17 protein-coding genes are annotated in these 17,232 nt (G+C 68.0%); 10 read left to right on the plus strand and 7 right to left on the minus strand.

The features are described from left to right. Nucleotides 1-5: 5 nt before the first annotated feature. A complete protein-coding gene (hpaR, locus tag OHZ10_RS25665) occupies nucleotides 6-446 on the minus strand; it encodes a homoprotocatechuate degradation operon regulator HpaR (RefSeq protein WP_034179682.1) in 441 nt (146 codons plus the stop codon). A 152-nt stretch (nucleotides 447-598) separates the two neighbouring features. Here hpaR and OHZ10_RS25670 point away from each other — a divergent pair, with 152 nt between their 5' ends. The 7 genes from OHZ10_RS25670 to hpaI are packed head-to-tail and all read left to right on the plus strand — an operon-like array spanning nucleotide 599 to nucleotide 6,500. Continuing rightward, nucleotides 599-1,288: a fumarylacetoacetate hydrolase family protein gene (locus OHZ10_RS25670; RefSeq protein ID WP_340625035.1), complete on the plus strand. Its 690-nt coding sequence runs from the start codon at nucleotides 599-601 to the stop codon at nucleotides 1,286-1,288. Beyond that, the gene (locus OHZ10_RS25675; protein ID WP_174991809.1) at nucleotides 1,285-2,049 is read left to right on the plus strand and encodes a fumarylacetoacetate hydrolase family protein; all 765 of its coding nucleotides are present in this window, start codon (nucleotides 1,285-1,287) and stop codon (nucleotides 2,047-2,049) included. Before OHZ10_RS25670 ends, OHZ10_RS25675 begins: the two co-directional genes overlap by 4 nt. 22 nt (nucleotides 2,050-2,071) lie before the next feature. Further along, on the plus strand, nucleotides 2,072-3,535 hold the full coding sequence (gene hpaE, locus OHZ10_RS25680) for a 5-carboxymethyl-2-hydroxymuconate semialdehyde dehydrogenase (protein ID WP_174991808.1): 1,464 nt from the start codon (nucleotides 2,072-2,074) through the stop codon (nucleotides 3,533-3,535). Between the two features lie 45 nt (nucleotides 3,536-3,580). Then, nucleotides 3,581-4,429, plus strand: coding sequence for a 3,4-dihydroxyphenylacetate 2,3-dioxygenase (gene hpaD / locus OHZ10_RS25685; protein WP_059240726.1), 849 nt, complete (start codon nucleotides 3,581-3,583; stop codon nucleotides 4,427-4,429). Between the two features lie 35 nt (nucleotides 4,430-4,464). Continuing rightward, nucleotides 4,465-4,857, plus strand: a complete 393-nt coding sequence (locus OHZ10_RS25690; RefSeq protein WP_059240725.1) for a 5-carboxymethyl-2-hydroxymuconate Delta-isomerase — start codon at nucleotides 4,465-4,467, stop codon at nucleotides 4,855-4,857. A 20-nt stretch (nucleotides 4,858-4,877) separates the two neighbouring features. Next, the gene (hpaH, locus tag OHZ10_RS25695) at nucleotides 4,878-5,681 is read left to right on the plus strand and encodes a 2-oxo-hept-4-ene-1,7-dioate hydratase (protein ID WP_059240724.1); all 804 of its coding nucleotides are present in this window, start codon (nucleotides 4,878-4,880) and stop codon (nucleotides 5,679-5,681) included. A gap of 12 nt (nucleotides 5,682-5,693) precedes the next feature. Continuing rightward, nucleotides 5,694-6,500 (plus strand): 4-hydroxy-2-oxoheptanedioate aldolase, encoded by an 807-nt coding sequence (hpaI, locus tag OHZ10_RS25700; RefSeq protein ID WP_059240723.1) that lies wholly within the window; start codon nucleotides 5,694-5,696, stop codon nucleotides 6,498-6,500. Between the two features lie 64 nt (nucleotides 6,501-6,564). Here the strand turns inward: hpaI and OHZ10_RS25705 are convergent, their stop codons facing one another. Further along, nucleotides 6,565-7,356: a helix-turn-helix transcriptional regulator gene (locus OHZ10_RS25705; RefSeq protein WP_340625032.1), complete on the minus strand. Its 792-nt coding sequence runs from the start codon at nucleotides 7,354-7,356 to the stop codon at nucleotides 6,565-6,567. A gap of 95 nt (nucleotides 7,357-7,451) precedes the next feature. Between OHZ10_RS25705 and OHZ10_RS25710 the strand changes: the two genes are divergently transcribed. Together OHZ10_RS25710 and OHZ10_RS25715 are read left to right on the plus strand one after the other, a co-directional pair. Then, entirely contained in the window at nucleotides 7,452-7,703 is a 252-nt protein-coding gene (locus tag OHZ10_RS25710; RefSeq protein ID WP_059240721.1) for a hypothetical protein, read from the plus strand. A 46-nt stretch (nucleotides 7,704-7,749) separates the two neighbouring features. Continuing rightward, entirely contained in the window at nucleotides 7,750-8,712 is a 963-nt protein-coding gene (locus tag OHZ10_RS25715) for a zinc-binding alcohol dehydrogenase family protein (RefSeq protein ID WP_342704719.1), read from the plus strand. Between the two features lie 137 nt (nucleotides 8,713-8,849). Here the strand turns inward: OHZ10_RS25715 and OHZ10_RS25720 are convergent, their stop codons facing one another. The 5 genes from OHZ10_RS25720 to OHZ10_RS25740 form a co-directional block, all read right to left on the minus strand. Continuing rightward, the gene (locus OHZ10_RS25720) at nucleotides 8,850-9,941 is read right to left on the minus strand and encodes a porin (protein WP_059240719.1); all 1,092 of its coding nucleotides are present in this window, start codon (nucleotides 9,939-9,941) and stop codon (nucleotides 8,850-8,852) included. A 159-nt stretch (nucleotides 9,942-10,100) separates the two neighbouring features. Further along, the gene (locus OHZ10_RS25725) at nucleotides 10,101-11,168 is read right to left on the minus strand and encodes an ABC transporter ATP-binding protein (protein WP_059240718.1); all 1,068 of its coding nucleotides are present in this window, start codon (nucleotides 11,166-11,168) and stop codon (nucleotides 10,101-10,103) included. Further along, nucleotides 11,161-12,933 carry an ABC transporter permease gene (locus tag OHZ10_RS25730; RefSeq protein WP_174991804.1) on the minus strand — a complete coding sequence of 591 codons (1,773 nt, stop codon included), beginning with the start codon at nucleotides 12,931-12,933 and terminating at the stop codon, nucleotides 11,161-11,163. Before OHZ10_RS25730 ends, OHZ10_RS25725 begins: the two co-directional genes overlap by 8 nt. Nucleotides 12,934-13,033: 100 nt before the next feature. Continuing rightward, nucleotides 13,034-14,134 carry an ABC transporter substrate-binding protein gene (locus OHZ10_RS25735; protein ID WP_059240716.1) on the minus strand — a complete coding sequence of 367 codons (1,101 nt, stop codon included), beginning with the start codon at nucleotides 14,132-14,134 and terminating at the stop codon, nucleotides 13,034-13,036. Nucleotides 14,135-14,353: 219 nt separating this feature from the next. Next, nucleotides 14,354-15,829 (minus strand): PLP-dependent aminotransferase family protein, encoded by a 1,476-nt coding sequence (locus OHZ10_RS25740; protein ID WP_059240715.1) that lies wholly within the window; start codon nucleotides 15,827-15,829, stop codon nucleotides 14,354-14,356. Nucleotides 15,830-15,931: 102 nt separating this feature from the next. Here OHZ10_RS25740 and OHZ10_RS25745 point away from each other — a divergent pair, with 102 nt between their 5' ends. After that, on the plus strand, nucleotides 15,932-17,167 hold the full coding sequence (locus OHZ10_RS25745) for a multidrug effflux MFS transporter (RefSeq protein WP_059240714.1): 1,236 nt from the start codon (nucleotides 15,932-15,934) through the stop codon (nucleotides 17,165-17,167). The last annotated feature ends 65 nt before the right edge of the window (nucleotides 17,168-17,232 follow it).

Here is a 17,232-nt window from a genome sequence, read left to right on the forward strand (position 1 = left end):
CGCCATCACGCGTTGCCGCCGAGCTCGATGAGCCGGTCGAGCGCGCGGTAGATGTCTTCGAGGCCGTCCTGGCCGAAGCGCGACTCGAGCTGCCGGTATTGCTCGTCGATGCGCGGACCGATTTCCGTCACCAGTTTCCTGCTTTGCGGCGTCAGGCTGACCAGCAGCCGGCGCTGATCTTCCTGCGCGCGCGTGCGCGTGATCAGGCCGTCGCGCTCCATCCGTTCCAGCACGCCCGTGAGGCTCGGGCTCAGGATGCAGCAGCGCCTGGCGATCTGTCCTGCTTCGAGCGCATGCGCCGGTTCGCCGTCGAGCACGCGGATGATCCGCCATTGCTGTTCGGTCAGCGCGAATTCCTTGAGAATGGGGCGAAACAGACCCATCAGCGTTTCGCGGGCCTCGAGCAGCAGCATGGCCAGGTTGCGATGGTCGAGCGTACGGTTCATCGGGGTGGGTAGAGGACGGGGACGCATCAATCTTAACAGCCGAAGGTGATGAATTTCGCATCTCAGGGTAATCTAGGTTGCCAGCGCCCGATTGTTTACTTAAGATGTTAACTATTGACGATGCGCCGCGACGCGCGGCAGGGGAATGACGCATGGAGCTGTCTTGCACGACCGCCGCGGCACCGCCGTTGCCGGTCGCCATCGGTACCGTCTACGGGGCGCTGCTCAACGAGCGCGCGGCGCTCGACGCGCTCGGCGATGCCGTGAACGCACCGCCTTACGGCCGCCCGCCGCAGGCGCCGATCCTGTATATCAAGCCTGCCAACACGCATGCGGCCGACGGTGCGGCCGTCGTCGTGCCGGCCGGCGTCGATGCGCTCGAGATCGGCGCATCGGTGGCCGTCGTGTTTGCCCGGCGCGCGACGCGCGTGCCGGCCGAGCAGGCGCTCGACTACGTGCACGGTTTCACGCTCGCGAGCGACGTCTCGGTGCCGCATCCCGATTACTACCGTCCGGCCGTGCGCTTCAAGTGCCGTGACGGCTTCTGCCCGCTGGGCCCGGCCATCGTGCCGGCCGCCGCGCTCGGCGATGTCGACGCGATCGGCCTGACCGTGTGGATCGACGGCGAGGTGGCGGTGTCCGGATCGACCGCGACGCTGGTCCGCCCGGTGCGCGAGCTGATCGCCGAGGTGACGGCGTTCATGTCGTTCGACGCGGGCGACGTGCTGTTGCTCGGCGTCGCGGGCGGCGCACCGCGCGCCCGCGCGGGCAGCACGATCGAGATTTCAGCCGCCGGCATCGGCACGCTGCGGCATACGCTGGTTGCGGAGGAAGCACGATGAAGACGGCGCGCGTGATCTACAACGGCGCACTGCATGCGGCCGAACCGGCCGGCGACGGCATGATCCGCCTCGATACGGGGCGCACGGTCGCCGAGGACGTGGTGGCGTGGCTGCCGCCCGTCGCGCCGCGCACGACGTTCGCGCTCGGCCTGAACTATGCCGACCACGCGAAGGAACTCGCGTTCAAGGCGCCGAGCGAGCCGCTGATCTTCCTGAAGGGGCCGAACACGTTCGTCGGCCACCGATCGCGCACCGTGCGCCCGGCGGACGCGACGCACATGCACTACGAGTGCGAACTGGCCGTCGTGATCGGCCGGCCCGCGCGCAACGTGGGCCGTGCGCAGGCGATCGACTACGTGGCCGGCTATACGGTCGCGAACGACTACGCGATCCGCGACTATCTCGAGAACTACTACCGCCCGAACCTGCGCGTGAAGAACCGCGACACCTGCACGCCGCTCGGGCCGTGGTTCGTCAGCCGCGACGAGATCGGCGACGCAGGCGACCTGATGCTGCGCACGACCGTGAACGGCCAGGAGACGCAGCGCGGCAGCACGCGCGACATGATTTTCGACGTGCCGGCGCTGATCGAGCACATCAGCGGTTTCATGACGCTCTCGCCGGGCGACCTGATCCTGACCGGCACGCCCGAGGGGCTGGCGGACACGAAGCCGGGCGACGAGGTCGTGACCGAGATCGAAGGGATTGGCCGGCTCGTGAACACGATCGTCGGCGAAGCAGACTACTATCGCGCCGGCTGAGCCCGTCGCCCAAGGAGAGCACATGACCATCAAGCACTGGATCGGCGGCCGCGAAGTGGAGAGCCGCGAAACCTTCACGACGCTGAACCCCGCGACGGGTGACGTCATCACCGACGTCGCGTCGGGCGGCGAGGTCGAGGTCGACGCGGCCGTGCGCGCGGCGAAGGAAGCGTTTCCGAAATGGGCGAACACGCCCGCGAAGGAGCGCGCGAAGCTGATGCGCAAGCTCGGCGAGCTGATCGAGAAGAACGTGCCGATGCTCGCGGCGCTGGAGACGCAGGACACGGGCCTGCCGATCGCGCAGACGAGCAAGCAGCTGATTCCGCGTGCGTCCGAGAACTTCAACTTCTTCGCGGAAGTATGCGTGCAGATGAACGGCCGCACGTATCCGGTCGACGACCAGATGCTGAACTACACGCTGTACCAGCCGGTCGGCGTGTGCGCGCTGGTGTCGCCGTGGAACGTGCCGTTCATGACCGCGACGTGGAAGACGGCGCCGTGCCTCGCGCTCGGCAACACGGCCGTGTTGAAGATGTCGGAACTGTCGCCGCTGACGGCCGACCAGCTCGGCCGGCTCGCTCTTGAAGCCGGCATTCCGCCCGGCGTGCTGAATGTCGTGCAGGGCTATGGCGCAACCGCCGGCGACGCGCTCGTGCGGCATCCGGACGTGCGCGCGGTGTCGTTCACCGGCGGCACCGTCACCGGCAAGCGCATCATGGAGCGTGCCGGTCTCAAGAAGTATTCGATGGAGCTGGGCGGCAAGTCGCCGGTGCTGGTCTTCGACGACGCCGATTTCGATCGCGCGCTCGACGCGTCGCTGTTCACGATCTTCTCGATCAACGGCGAACGCTGCACCGCCGGATCGCGGATCTTCGTGCAGCGCACGATCTACGATCGCTTCGTGCAGGAATTCGCGCGCCGCGCGAACAACCTGGTGGTGGGCGATCCGGCCGATCCGGGCACGAATCTCGGCGCGATGATCACGCGCCAGCACTGGGAGAAGGTGACGGGCTATATCCGCATCGGCGAGCAGGAAGGCGCGCGCGTGGTCGCGGGCGGCGCGGACAAGCCGGCCGGGCTGCCCGACCATCTGCGCAACGGCAACTTCGTGCGTCCGACCGTGTTCGCCGACGTCGACAACCGGATGCGCATCGCGCAGGAAGAGATCTTCGGGCCGGTCGCCTGCATCATCCCGTTCGAGGACGAAGACGACGGGCTGCGGCTCGCGAACGACACGGCGTACGGCCTCGCGTCGTACATCTGGACGCAGGACGTCGGCAAGGTGCATCGGCTGGCACGCGGGATCGAGGCCGGGATGGTGTTCGTGAACAGCCAGAACGTGCGCGATCTGCGCCAGCCGTTCGGCGGCGTGAAGGAGTCGGGCACCGGGCGCGAAGGCGGCGAATACAGTTTCGAGGTGTTCGCGGAGATCAAGAACGTGTGCATCTCGATGGGTTCGCATCACGTCCCGCGCTGGGGCGTGTGACGGGCGCGGGCCGAGTCGCTGCAAAGACCATACGGAGACTAAACGATGGGCAAATTGTCCCTCGCCGCGAAAATCACGCACGTGCCGTCGATGTACCTGTCGGAGTTGCCCGGCAAGCATCACGGCTGCCGTGAGGCGGCGATCCGCGGCCACCAGCTGATCGGCGAGCGCTGCCGTGCGCTCGGCGTCGACACGATCGTCGTGTCGGACGTGCACTGGCTCGTCAACGCGGGCTATCACGTGAACTGCAATGCCCGGTTCTCGGGCACCTACACGAGCAATGAGCTGCCGCATTTCATCCGCGACATGCAGTACGCGTATCCGGGCAATCCGGCGCTCGGCCGGCTGATCGCCGAGACGGCGACCGGGCGCGGCATCGCGACGCGCGCGCACGAGATCGACAGCCTCGAACTCGAATACGGCACGCTGGTGCCGATGCGCTACATGAACGCCGACCAGCATTTCAAGGTCGTGTCGATCGCCGGCTGGTGCATGTGGCACCAGCTCGACGAAAGCCGCCGCTTCGGCGAGGCGCTGCTCGAAGCGATCGAGCAGAGCGATTCGAACGTCGCGTTTCTCGCGAGCGGTTCGCTGTCGCACCGCTTCAACGACAACGGCAGCCCCGAGGAATCGATCCACCAGATCAGCCGCGAATTCTTCCGGCAGGTCGACCTGCGCGTGGTCGAGCTGTGGAAGCAGGGCGATTTCAAGACCTTCTGCGCGATGCTGCCCGAGTACAACACGCACTGCCACGGCGAAGGCGGGATGCACGATACGGCGATGCTGCTCGGGCTGCTCGGCTGGGACCGCTACGACAAGCCCGTCGAGATCGTCACCGACTATTTCGCGAGTTCGGGCACCGGGCAGATCAACGCGATCTTCCCGCTGTCCTGAGCGCCGCGCACCCGACATCCGACCGGAGGTTTTCCATGCCACACATCGTCGTCGAATACACCGCGAACATCCGCGACGACGCGCGCATTCCCGCGCTGCTGCGCACGATCAACGCGACGCTGATCGCGCAGGGCGGCGTGTTCCCGACCGGCGGCATCCGTTCGCGCGCGATCGAACTGCAGGACTACTGCGTCGCCGACGGCACGGAGGACGACGCGTTCGTCCACGTGACGCTGAAGATCGGCTCGGGCCGCACCGACGCGCAGAAGAAGGCCGCGTGCGACGCGCTGTTCGACGCGATCAAGCTGCATTTCGCCGAACTGTACGCGCAACGCACCCTCGCGCTGTCGATGGAACTGACCGAGTTCAGCGAAAGCGGCTCGTACAAGCACAACAACATTCACGCCCGCTACAAGCGGGCCGGCTGAACCCCATTCCCGATCCGACCATGCTCGAACCCGCCATCATCGACCAGCTCGCGCAGCGTCTGCACGACGCCGAGCGCGAGCGCAAGCAGATCCGCCAGATCTCGCTCGACCATCCCGACATCACGATCGACGACGCGTATGCGATCCAGCGCGCGTGGGTGACCCTCAAGCTCGCGGAAGGCCGCACGCTGAAGGGGCACAAGATCGGCCTGACGTCGAAGGCCATGCAGAACACGTCGCAGATCGACGAGCCCGACTACGGCGCACTGCTCGACGACATGTTCTTCGAAGACGGCGGCACGATCCCGACCGGCCGCTTCATCGTGCCGCGCGTCGAGGTCGAGCTCGCGTTCGTGCTCGGCAAGCGGCTCACCGGCCCGAACTGCACGATCTTCGACGTGTACGACGCGGTCGACTACGTCGTGCCGGCGCTCGAGATCATCGACGCGCGCAGCCAGTCGATCGACCCCGATACGAAACGGCCGCGCAAGGTGTTCGACACGATCGCCGACAACGCGGCGAACGCGGGCGTCGTGATCGGCGGCCGGCCGGTGCGGCCGCAGGACGTCGACCTGCGCTGGGTCGCGGCGATCATGTCGCGCAACGGCGTGGTCGAGGAAACGGGGGTCGCGGCCGGCGTGCTGAACCATCCGGCGAACGGCGTCGCGTGGCTCGCGAACCGGCTGTCGCGCTTCGACGTCGCGCTGGAACCCGGGCAGATCGTGCTCGGCGGCTCGTTCACACGGCCGTGCGCGGCGCGCTCGGGCGACACGTTCAGCGTCGACTACGGCCCGCTCGGGACGATCCAGTGCTATTTCGAGTGAGGTGAGCGAACGATGCAGATTCCGTCGAATGTGTTCAAGGCCGCGCTGGCACGCGGCGATGCGCAGGTCGGGCTGTGGCTCGGGCTCGCGAATCCGTACAGTGCCGAAGTCGTCGCGGGCGCCGGTTTCGACTGGCTGCTGATCGACGGCGAGCATGCGCCGAACACGGTGCCGACGATCCTCGCGCAGCTGCAGGCGATCGCGCCGTACCCGTCGCATCCGGTCGTGCGCGTGCCGTGGAACGATCCGGTGATCGTCAAGCAGGTGCTCGACCTCGGCGCGCAGACGCTGCTCGTGCCGATGGTGCAGAGCGCCGACGAAGCGCGCGCGGCCGTGGCCGCGACGCGTTACCCGCCGCACGGGATTCGCGGCGTCGGCAGTGCGCTGGCGCGTGCGTCGCGGTGGAATCGTGTCGGCGACTATCTGCATCGCGCGAACGACGAAATGGCCGTGCTCGTGCAGGTCGAGACGCGGGCGGGGCTCGATGCAATCGATGCGATCGCGCGGGTCGAGGGGGTCGACGGCGTGTTCATCGGGCCGGCCGATCTCGCCGCGGACCTCGGGCATCTCGGCAATCCGGGGCATCCGGACGTGCAGGCCGCGATCGACGGCGCGATCCGGACAATCAAGGCGGCCGGCAAGGCGCCGGGCATCCTCAGTGCCGATGAAACGGCCGCGCGGCGTTACCTGGCAGCGGGTGCGCGGTTCGTCGCGGTCGGTGTCGATACGACGCTGCTCGCGAGAAGCGCGGAGCGGCTGGCCGCGCAGTTCAAGGGGAACGGCGGGGAGGCCGTGAAGCAGGGCGACGGCACGTATTGACGCGGCGGCGGGAGGCAGGGTTCGACCTGTCGAACGGTCCGCCTTCCGCCGTGCATCGCTGCACTTATTCTTCCGTGCGCCGTCCCGCCTCCATATATCTTCCCGGCGTCGTTCCCAGCGCACGCCGGAACATGTCGATGAATGCGCTCACGTTGTCGTACCCGAGATCGAGCGCGATCGTCGTCACCGGCACGCCGTCGGCAATGCGCTCCAGCGCCCGCAGCAGCCTGGCCTGCTGACGCCACTGCGCGAACGTCAGCCCCGTTTCGGCGACGAAGCGGCGGCTCATCGTCCGTGCGCTGATGCCGGCCCATTCGGCCCATTCCTCCAGCCGCCGGTTGTCCGCGAGATCCGCGGCCAGCGCATCGGTGATCTTCACGAGCCGCGGATCCTGCGGCCGTACCAGCCCCAGCGCCTCGACCTCCGACGCCGCGATTTCATCGAGGATCACGTCGGCGATCCGCGTCTGCGCGGCGTCCAGTTCCGAATCGCCCCAGCTTGCCGCGCGCTGCACGGCTTCGCGCAGCAGCGGCGTCGTGCGGATCGCGCGCGGCGTGGCCGGCAGCGCCGCGCAGCGCGCCTCGGCGATGAACGCCGACCAGCCGGCAATCGGCCCGAACGAGCGCAGCGAATGCCGGCAATGCGGCGGAATCCAGATCGCGTGGATCGCCGGCACGACCCAGTCCTGATCGTCGAGACCGATCGTCACCAGCCCGCTCAGCGCGCCGACGAGCTGGCCGCGCGCATGCGAATGCGCGGCTGTCACGCGCGGGTCGCGTTGCGACAGCACGGCGGCGACCACGAACGGGCCGTCGTCGGACGTGATGAATCGGGCGGGCAGGAGCGGATCGGACATGGCCGGAAATCGGTATCGAATGGCTGTTATACCGGAGATCGGCCGGCTTCGCACGCCTACACTGCGTCCATCGATGACAACCGGAGTACGACGCGATGCGAGCCGAACAGATGCTTCCCGACCAGACCGACCGGATGACGATCGGCGGAACGACGATCCGCAAGGGCACCGTCGGCGCGTTCCTGGTCAACGCGCGTGTGTTGATCGACCCGAGCGCAGCACCCGCCGACCGGGCGCGCGCGGAGGCCGACGCGATCGACGCGTTGCCCGCACTGCGGGCGCTCGGCCTGTTCGACGTGCTCGAAGTCCGCGATCCCGCGCTGCGCGCATGGCTCGACGCACGCTGATGCGCACCGGATCAGTCGATCGAGATCCCCGATTCAAGGAGTCACCATGAAAGCAGCAGTCGTGACGGGCGCCGGCGAGCGTCCCGTTCATATGGAATTCGATGCGCCGCACGCGATGCCGGGCCACCGCCTGATCGACGTGACGGCGTCGGCATTGAGCCGGATCGCGCAGGCGCGTGCGTCCGGCCAGCATTACTCGTCGGACGGACACTATCCGTTCGTCGTCGGCGTCGACGGTGTCGGCCGCCTCGACGATGGTCAACGCGTCTACTTCTTCGGCGCTGCCGCGCCGTTCGGCGCGCTGGCCGAACGCACGATCGCGCCCGATACGCAGTGCGTGCCGTTGCCGGATACGCTCGACGACGTCACGGCTGCGGCGATTGCGATTCCCGGGATGTCGTCGTGGGCGGCGCTGACCGAACGCGCGCGGCTCGTCGCGGGCGAGACGGTGCTCGTCAATGGCGCAACCGGGACGTCGGGGCGGCTGGCGGTGCGGATCGCGAAACATCTCGGCGCCGCAAAGGTGATCGCGACGGGCCGCAATGCGGCGGTGTTGCAGGGGCTACTGAATGCCGGTGCGGATGCCGTCGTGTCGTTGCAACAGGACGACGCACATCTGGCACGGGCGCTCGAACCGCATTTCCGTGAAGGCGTGGATGTCGTGCTCGACTATCTGTGGGGGGCCAGCGCGCAGACGCTGCTGGTTGCCGCCGCGAAGGCGACGCCTGATGGTCGGCGGCTGCGTTTCGTGCAGATCGGCTCGATCGGCGGTGCGGACGTGTTGCTGCCGGGCGCGGTACTGCGTGCGACTGCCATTGAACTGATGGGCAGCGGCCTCGGCAGCGTGTCGCTGCCGCGCTTGCTGGCGTCGGTGCGCGGCGTGTTCGATGCGGCCGGGCCGGCGGGCTTCGCGATCGGCACGCGCACGGTGCCGCTGTCGGCGGTCGGCGAGCACTGGAGCGAAGCAAACAGTCTCGTGCGCCCGGTGTTCACGATGCGCAGTGAGTGAGCGGCGTATCGAAACGCCGCCAGCCGGAGACGGCGCGGGGTGGCGAGCTGCGCGGCAGCGATCGGCCGTTCGCCGTCATGCCGCCGCGCGTGGCGTGAAGAACGGGCGGCCGACCGCTGCCGCCCGTCGAGCCGGCGTCAGAAGCGCTGCTGAATCCCCGCCGTGACACCGACCTGCGTGGTGCCGTAGCCCGCGAAATCGCGCGACACGCCGACCTTCTGGTCATGTTTCGCGATCGCGAACGCGCCTGCCGCGTAAAGCACCGTGCGCTTCGACAGCGCGTAGTTCGCGCGCATCGACACCAGCGTCGGATCGGCATCGCTGCCCCCCTTGATGTTCTGGTGATAGACGGCCGCGATCAGCGAGAACGCCGGCGTGAACTGATACGACCCGCCGAGCCAGTACGTGTCGCTCAACTGGTTCGCCGCCGTGGTGTGGAACGTGCGCTTGTAGTTGCGATAGCCGGCCATCGTCTTCAGGTTGCCGAAGTCGTAGCTCAGGCCCGCGTGGATGCCCTGGATATAGTTGACGGTATCGGCCGGCGTGACGCTGTCGGCCGCGCCGTTCTGCCGGTCGAACGTGACGACCGCCGCGAACGGGCCTTTCTCGTAGCCGACCGCGAAGTCGTATTTCGAGCTGGTCTTCATGCTGCCCGGCACGTTGCCGAAGCCGTACATCGCGCCGAACTTGAAGCCGCTGAACTCGCCGTCGTAGCGCACCGCGTTCGACGAGCGCGTGAACATGCCGTCCTTGCGGCCGCCCGTCGCCATCGACGACGTGGCCCACGAATAGTTCTGCGCGTAACCCATCGGGTCGAACGGCAGCATGTAGTCGTACGTGACGGTGTAGTTGCGGCCGAGCGTCAGTTCGCCCCATTTGCTTTTCAGGCCGACCGTCGCGCGGCGCGCGAAGATCGAGTCGGGGCCGTCGTCGAATGCGCCGTTCGCGAGGTCGATCCCGCTTTCGAGGCGGAACACGGCCTTCAATCCGCCGCCGAGATCCTCGACGCCGCGCAAGCCCCAGCGCGACGTGTTCTTGTTGCCCGACTTCAGCTTGACCGAGCTGCCGCCTTCCGGCGCCGCATGGTTCGTGTATTCGATGCCGGCGTCCATGATCCCGTACATCGTGACCGACGACTGCGCGTGCGCGGCGCCTGCCGCGAGGCCGGCGACGGCGGCCGATCCGGTCAGGACGGCGGCGCGAAGGGAGCGTTCTGCGCGTGACTTCATTGACGGTGTCTCCTTGTTTCTTGTGGGTGGGGTGAAACGGGGGCGGCGCGCAACCGGCCGCGGCGGACGCGGCCAGGCGTCCGCCGGACAGGCGTGTCATCGCATGGCGGGATGCGCGCGGCGTGCATGCGCGGCGGCACGTGGGCCGCCGCGACCGGGTCAGCCCGCTTTCGCGAACGCCCAGCAGTCGTTGGTCGGGAATTCGATCCAGTGCTTGCCGGCCGCGCGCGGTACGTGGCCGAACGCGCGCAGGCGCATGTCGCCGCAATGGAACAGGTATTCCCAGCGGTCGCCGAGATACATCGACGTGACGAGGTCGGCCTGCAGCCGGTTCGCGCCCGGGCCGTCGGTGACCTGCACGCGTTCGAGACGGATCACGGCCTGCGCGTCCTGGCCCGGCGCGAGCGTGTCGCGGGCGAGGGCGCGCAGCTCCCAGCCGTCGCCGGCGAGCGTCACGCATTCGCCGTCGATCGCCGCGACACGCGCGTCGATCCGGTTGTTGCTGCCCATGAACTCGGCCGTGTACAGCGAGCGCGGCGCGCCGTACAGCTCGGCCGGCGTGCCTTCCTGCTCGATGCGGCCGTTGCGCAGCAGCAGGATGCGGTCGGACATCGCCATCGCCTCGGTCTGGTCGTGCGTCACGCACAGGGCCGACAGCCCGAGCGACACGATCAGCTCGCGCAGCCACGCACGCGCTTCCTCGCGCAGCTTCGCGTCGAGGTTCGACAGCGGCTCGTCGAGCAGGATCACCGGCGGGTTGTAGACGAGCGCGCGTGCGATCGCGACGCGCTGCTGCTGGCCGCCCGACAGCTGGTGCGGAAAGCGTTCCGCGAGATGGCCGAGGCCGAGCTGGTCGAGTGCGCTCTGCACGCGGCGCTTCTGTTCGGCCGGGGCGACGCGGCGCAACTTCAGCCCGTAGCCGACGTTGTCGGCGACGGTGCGGTGCGGCCACAGCGCGTACGACTGGAACACGAGGCCGAGCGAGCGCTGCTCGACGGGCAGGTCGACGCGCCGCGCGCCGTCGAAGAACACGCGGTCGTCGAGCTGGATACGGCCGTCGGACGGCTGTTCGAGGCCGGCCACCGCGCGCAGCAGCGTGGTCTTGCCGCTGCCCGACGCGCCGAGCAGGCACACGACTTCACCGGCCTTCAGTTCGAACGACACGCCCTTGAGGATCGGATTGGCGCCGTAGCTGAGATGCAGGTCGTCGACGATGAGCTTATCCATGAAGTTTCACTCCGAAGCGCAGGGCCACGCCGAGACCGGCGCCGACCATCGCGATGTTGATGACAGAAAGCGCGGCAACCTGGTCGACGGCGCCGGTCGCCCACAGCGACACGAGCAGCGCGCCGATCACTTCGGTGCCGGGCGACAGCAGGTAGACGGCCGTCGAGTATTCGCGCTCGAAGATCATGAAGATCAGCAGCCACGCGGCGAGCAGGCCGAAGCGCACGAGCGGCAGCGTCACGTCGAGCGATACGCGGCTGCGCGTCGCGCCGACGCTGCGGCCGGCTTCCTCGAGCTCGGGGCCGACCTGCAGCAGCGCGCTCTGGATGAGGCGCATCCCGTATGCGAGCCACACGACCGTGTACGCGATCCAGATGCTCCACATCGAGTTCTTCAGCTCGCGCAGGCCCGGCACGAACAGGAAGATCCACAGGAACGCGAGGCCGGCGAGCAGGCCGGGCACCGCGCGCGGCAGCAGCACGAGGTAGTCGAGCAGCCTGGTCGCCCAGTCGGGGCGGCGGTGGCCGGCGAACGCGACGAGCGAGTAGAAGCCGATCGCGAGCGCGCCGCCGATCACGCCGATGCCGAGCGTGTTGACGATCGCGCGCACCAGGTTGTCCTGTTCGAACAGTTCGACGAAGTTCGACAGCGTCAGCACCTCGGCGAGCGCGACGCCTTCGCCCCAGTTGGTCACGAACGCGCGCAGCACGATGCCGGAGATCGGCACGATCACGGTCAGCATCAGCCACAGCGCGACGATCGCGAGCGCGACCCAGCGCCACACGCCGAGCGGCAGCACCGTCGCGCGGCCGGCCTTGCCCTTCACGGTGACGAAGCGGTTCGCGGTTTTCAGCAGGCGGCGCTGCAGCAGCACGAGCGGGAACGTGATCGCGACGATGCACACGGCGACCGCGGCCATCAGGTGATACGACGGCACGCCGAGCTTGTTGGTCAGCTTGTACAGGTAGGTCGCGAGCACGAGGTGGCCTTCCGGATCGCCGAGCACGAGCGGCAGCCCGAATACCTCGAAGCCGAGGAAGAACACGAGCACGCCGGCGAACAGCAGTGCGGGCATCGTCATCGGCAGGCTCACGTCGAGTGCGACGCGGAACGGGCGGGCGCCCGTCACCCGCGCGGCTTCCTCGACGTCCGAGCCGAGGTTGCGCAGCGCGGCCGACGAATACAGGTACACGTGCGGCACGTGCGTGAGGCCGACGATGACCGTGATCGCGAAGATCGAATACACGTTCCAGGGCACGTTCTGCACCCCGAACAGTTCCTTGAACCACACCGAGTAGAAGCCGACCGGGCCGGCCGCGACCACGTAGCCGAACGCGAGCACCATCGGCGACACGAACACGGGCGTGAGCAGCAGCGGTTCGAGCCAGCGGCGGCCGGGCAGGTCGGTGCGCACCATCAGGAACGCGAGGATGCCGCCGAGCGGGATCGAGATGAACAGCATCCCGCCGGCGATGATGAACGAGTTCTTCACCGCCGACCAGAAGTCGGGATCGCTGAAGATGAAGCGGAAGCCTTCGATGCCGAGCGTCTTGTTCGCGTCGAAGAACGGCGCGGACAGCAGGCTCTGGAACAGGATGAAGCCGAGCGGCAGTGCGACCGCGATGGTCAGTACCGCGACGACGATCCAGCGCAGCATGCCGGCGAGCGGCTGCAGGCTGTTGACCGGCAGCGCGGGAATCGCGTCGCGCGGGCCGGTGGCGGGTGGAACGGCCGGTGCCGTGCCGCGTGTGCTGGTTGAAAGCATGAGTTCGCCCCTGCGGCCATCCGGATGGCCGCCTCAAGGAAGTCGGTAAGGGGAAGGGGCCGCCCGCGCGATGTGCGGCGGGCGGCCGGCAGTCAGCGGATCAGCGCTTGATCGCCTGCTGCCATTGCTTCAGGAAGGCGAGGCGTTTCGACTGGTCGAGATAGACGAGCAGGCCGGTGCCGATCTGGATCGGCTTCAGCGAATCGCCGAGTTCCTTCGTGAGGCTGGCGGCCGACGTTTCGCCGCTCACGTCCGCGCGGATCGCGTACAGGTTCGCCTGGTTCGCGATCAGCGTCTGGCCGCGCTTCGACAGCAGGTAGTCGACCCACAGCTTCGCGGCGTTCGGGTTCTTCGCCTTCTTCGACACGGTGGCGAGGCGGCTCACGACCTGCGTGTAGTCCTTCGGAAACACGTAGCCGATCGACTTGTCCTTCTTCGCCTTCGCATAGGCATACGAACCGATGATGTTGTAGCCGATCAGGTTCTCGCCCGACGAGATGCGTTCCATCATCGCGCCGGTGCTCGACTGCAGCTTCGGGCCGGTCGCGCCGATCGCCTTCACGAGCTCCCACGTGACCTTCTCGTTCACGTGCGCGTCCTGCGTCAGGTAGTTGAAGCCGACGCCCGATTTCTCGATGTCGTAGGTCGTGACCTTGCCCTTGAACTTGTCGGCCTGCGTGGTGAGCAGCTTGATCAGGTCGGCGCGCGTCGTCGGCACTTCGTTCTCGGGGATCAGGCGCTTGTTGTAGACGATCGCGAGCGGCTCGAACGTCGTGCCGTACGCCTGCTTCTGGTACTGCGCCCATTGCGGCACGTTCGGGCTTTCGGGCGAATCGTACGACGCCATCAGGCCGTCGTTGACGAGCTTCACCTGCAGGTCCATCGCCGAGCTCCACAGCACGTCGGCGCTGGTGCTGCTTGCCGCGTTCTCGCTGATGTAGCGGTTGTACAGCTCGGTGCTGTTCATGTCGTTGTACTCGACCTTCACGCCGTACAGGCTTTCGAAGTCCTTGAGCAGCGGACGCACGAGGCCCGTATCGGTCGTCGAGTAGACGATCAGCTTGCCTTCCTTCTTCGCGGCGTCGATCACGCCCTGGTAGTTACCCGGATACCCGGCCGGAACCTGCGCGACGGCGCTGCCGGCGGCAGTGCCCAGGACGATCGCCAGCGCGGCGGCGAGGTGCTTCGGTGCAAACGGCATGTCTTCCTCCAGTTACGCATAGTGTTGTTCGAGTGACGCGGATGTTAATTGCGAGGCACTTTCAGCCTGCTTTCATTCCGGTTCACAATCGTGTCGTTTGTGTCATGGATTTCCCGAGGTCGAAGCGGCGGCGGCCGCGGGTTTCGCGGCGCGCGGCACGGTTCGACAGGGGAAGAAAGCGGTGCGCAGGCGGGCGCGGACGCCCTTGTTGGCGGCGGGCTACGCGGCGGCGGCCAGCAGCTTGCCGAGGAGGCGGCCGCCATGCCGCGCGTGCGCGGCGGTCAGCGCGGAATACCCGACGACGACGCCCGCTTCGCGCCGGGCGCTGCGACAGAATTCGCGGATCGGCTGCAACGCGACGCCGGCCGCGCGGGCCTGTGCGACACAGGTCGCGTCGTCGATCCCGGGCGGCAGCCACAGCACGAAATGAAAGCCCGCGTGCTCGCCGGACACCGTGTAGCGCCCGCCGGCGTGCTTCGCCAACTGGTCGAGCACGATGTCGCGACGCTGGCGGTACGCATGGCGGGCGGCGCGCAGGTGCTTCGCAAAATCGCCGTTTGCGATGAAGCGGGCGAGCGCCAGCTGGGGGGCCACGCCGACCGCGCGCGCAGTCGCGTGCCACACGGCCGACAGCGCCGGCCGCAATGCTTCCGGCACGACCATGAAGCCGATACGCAGCCCCGAAAACAGCGTCTTGTTGAACGAGCCGCAGTAGATCACGCGATCGCACGCGTCGAGCGATTTCAGCGCGGGCAGCGGGGCGGTCTGGTAGCTGAATTCGCCGTCGTAGTCGTCTTCGATGATCCACGTGCGGTGGCGCTGCGCCCGGTCGAGCAGCTCGAGGCGGCGCGATACCGACATCGTGATGCCGAGCGGCGCCTGATGGGCCGGTGTCACGTAAGCGGCACACGCATCGGGATAGCGGTCCAGCGCCGCGGCGTCGATCCCCTCGCGATCGACCGGCACGTCGATCACGGTCGCCCCCGCGATCGTGAAAATCTGCCAGGCCGACGCGTAGCCGGGATCTTCCATCAGGACCGTCGAGCCGGGCGTGAGCAGCGTGCGCGCGACGAGATCGATCGCGTTCCGGATGCCGGTCGTGATGAAGATGTCGCCGGCTTCGCACGGGATGCCGCGGTATTCCCGCAGGTACGCGGCAATTTCGCTGCGCAGGCCCTCGACGCCTTGTGCCGGCGTCGCCCCGAGGTCGTCAGCCGTTGCGGCAAGCAGGCTCGCGCCGAGTGCCTTCTTCCATTGCTGCATCGGCATCAGGCCGGGATCGGCGAGCCGCGCGACGAACGGGACGCCCGGGCGCACGCCATGTTCAGGCTCGGCGGCGGCCGGCGCGACGGACTCCGCGGTGACGCGCGGGGGGCCGTCGCGCGACTGCGCGGCCGCGCGCAGATAGCTGTCCGGCACCACCGCGCAGACCCGCGTTCCGGACCCTTGCGTGCGCGCAATGTAGCCCTCGGCGCACAGGATGTCGTAAGCCGCTTCGACGGTGCCGCGCGCGATGTCCCAGCGCGCGGCCAGCGTCCGGCTGGACGGCAGCGGGCTGTCGCCGGGCAGCAGGCGCTTCAGGATCGCATCGCGAATCGTGTCGGCGATGCACTCCTGTTTCGATTGCGGACTGCCGGCCGACAACCCGGCGGGGCGCGGCAGATCAAGCGGAATCGCGGCTTTGCCTCGCGGCATAGTGGTCCAGTCAATGGTGGATTTAATGGCCCTTCAGCTTATATCACTTTCCTCATAAATTGCGATCGATCCCATCCATCCGGACTGAAACGGACTTATCGCATGAAGACGCGTTCCTTGGCCCAATGGGGCTGGCTGTTCCTGTTGATGCTCGTCGTGTGCCTGCCGCGCGTCACGATCGATGCGTATCTGCCGTCGCTGCCCGCGATGGCGGACGCGCTGCATGGCACCGACGCCCAATTGCAGCTGACGCTGACCCTCTACATGGTCGGCTATGCACTGTCGATGCTGGTGTCGGGGCCGTTGTCCGACCGCTACGGCCGCCGTCCCGTGCTGCTCGGCGGCCTGGGCCTGTACGTCGTCGCGAGTGTCGCCTGCGCGCTGTCGACCAGCATCCCGGCGCTGATCGCCGCGCGCGTGTTCCAGGCGCTGGGCGGCTGCAGCGGCACCGTGATCGGGCGCGTGATCGTGCGCGAGCGCTTTCCGGCCGCGACGCAGGCCACGATGCTCGGCCACATTTCGGCCGGCATGGCGCTGTCGCCGGTGGTCGCGCCGCTGGCAGGCAGCGCCATTGCCGAGTGGCTCGGCTGGCGCGGCGTGTTCGGGTGGCTCGCGGCGGGCGGGCTGGTCGCAACCGCGATGGTGCTGCGTTACCTGCCCGAGACTCGCGAGCGCGATGCGGGGCCGCAGGCCGGCCCCGGGCTCGTGCGGATCTACGCGGGCCTGCTGCGCGAACGCCGTTTCCTGCGTTACTCGCTGGCGATCAGCTTCGTTTACTGCACGTACTATCCGTTCATTGCGGAGTCGTCGACGCTGTTCCAGCGGCAAATCGGCGTGTCCGGCCCGGTCTATGCGGCGATTTTCGGCGTGACCGTGCTCGGCTACCTGATCGGCTCGAGCGCGTTCGCGCGGACCAGCAGGCGCTGGAACGCCGATGCCGTGATCGCGGCGGCGGCAGCCGTCAATCTGGCCGGCGCCGCCGTGCTGTGGATCGGCGGCGCGGTCGCGCCGATGGCGGTCACGGCCCTCGTCGTGCCGATGTTCGTCGTGATGATCGCCGTCGGGATCGCGATCCCGGCCTGCCAGTTCGCGGTGATGCAGCCGTACACGAAAATCGCCGGCACGGCGTCGGGGCTGTTCTTCTTTATCCAGATGGGGATCACGGCCGCGTGCGGCGGCGTGCTGGCGTGGTTGTCGGACGGTACGCCGCACCCGATGATCGTCGTCACGGTCGGCGCGAGCGTCGCGTTCCTGGCGGTGGTGGTCGGTTTTCGCGAACGGAGCGGGGTCGGCAAGGCGCGATTCGCGACGGGCAACCGTTCCGCCGCCGAGCGCTGAGCCGCAGCGTCGGGGCCGCGCGCGGCGGCTTGGCGGCACCCGCGCAACCCGTGTTTCCGCGAGGC

The organism is Burkholderia arboris (genome assembly GCF_038723655.1).
Classification (GTDB): Bacteria; Pseudomonadota; Gammaproteobacteria; order Burkholderiales; family Burkholderiaceae; genus Burkholderia; species Burkholderia arboris.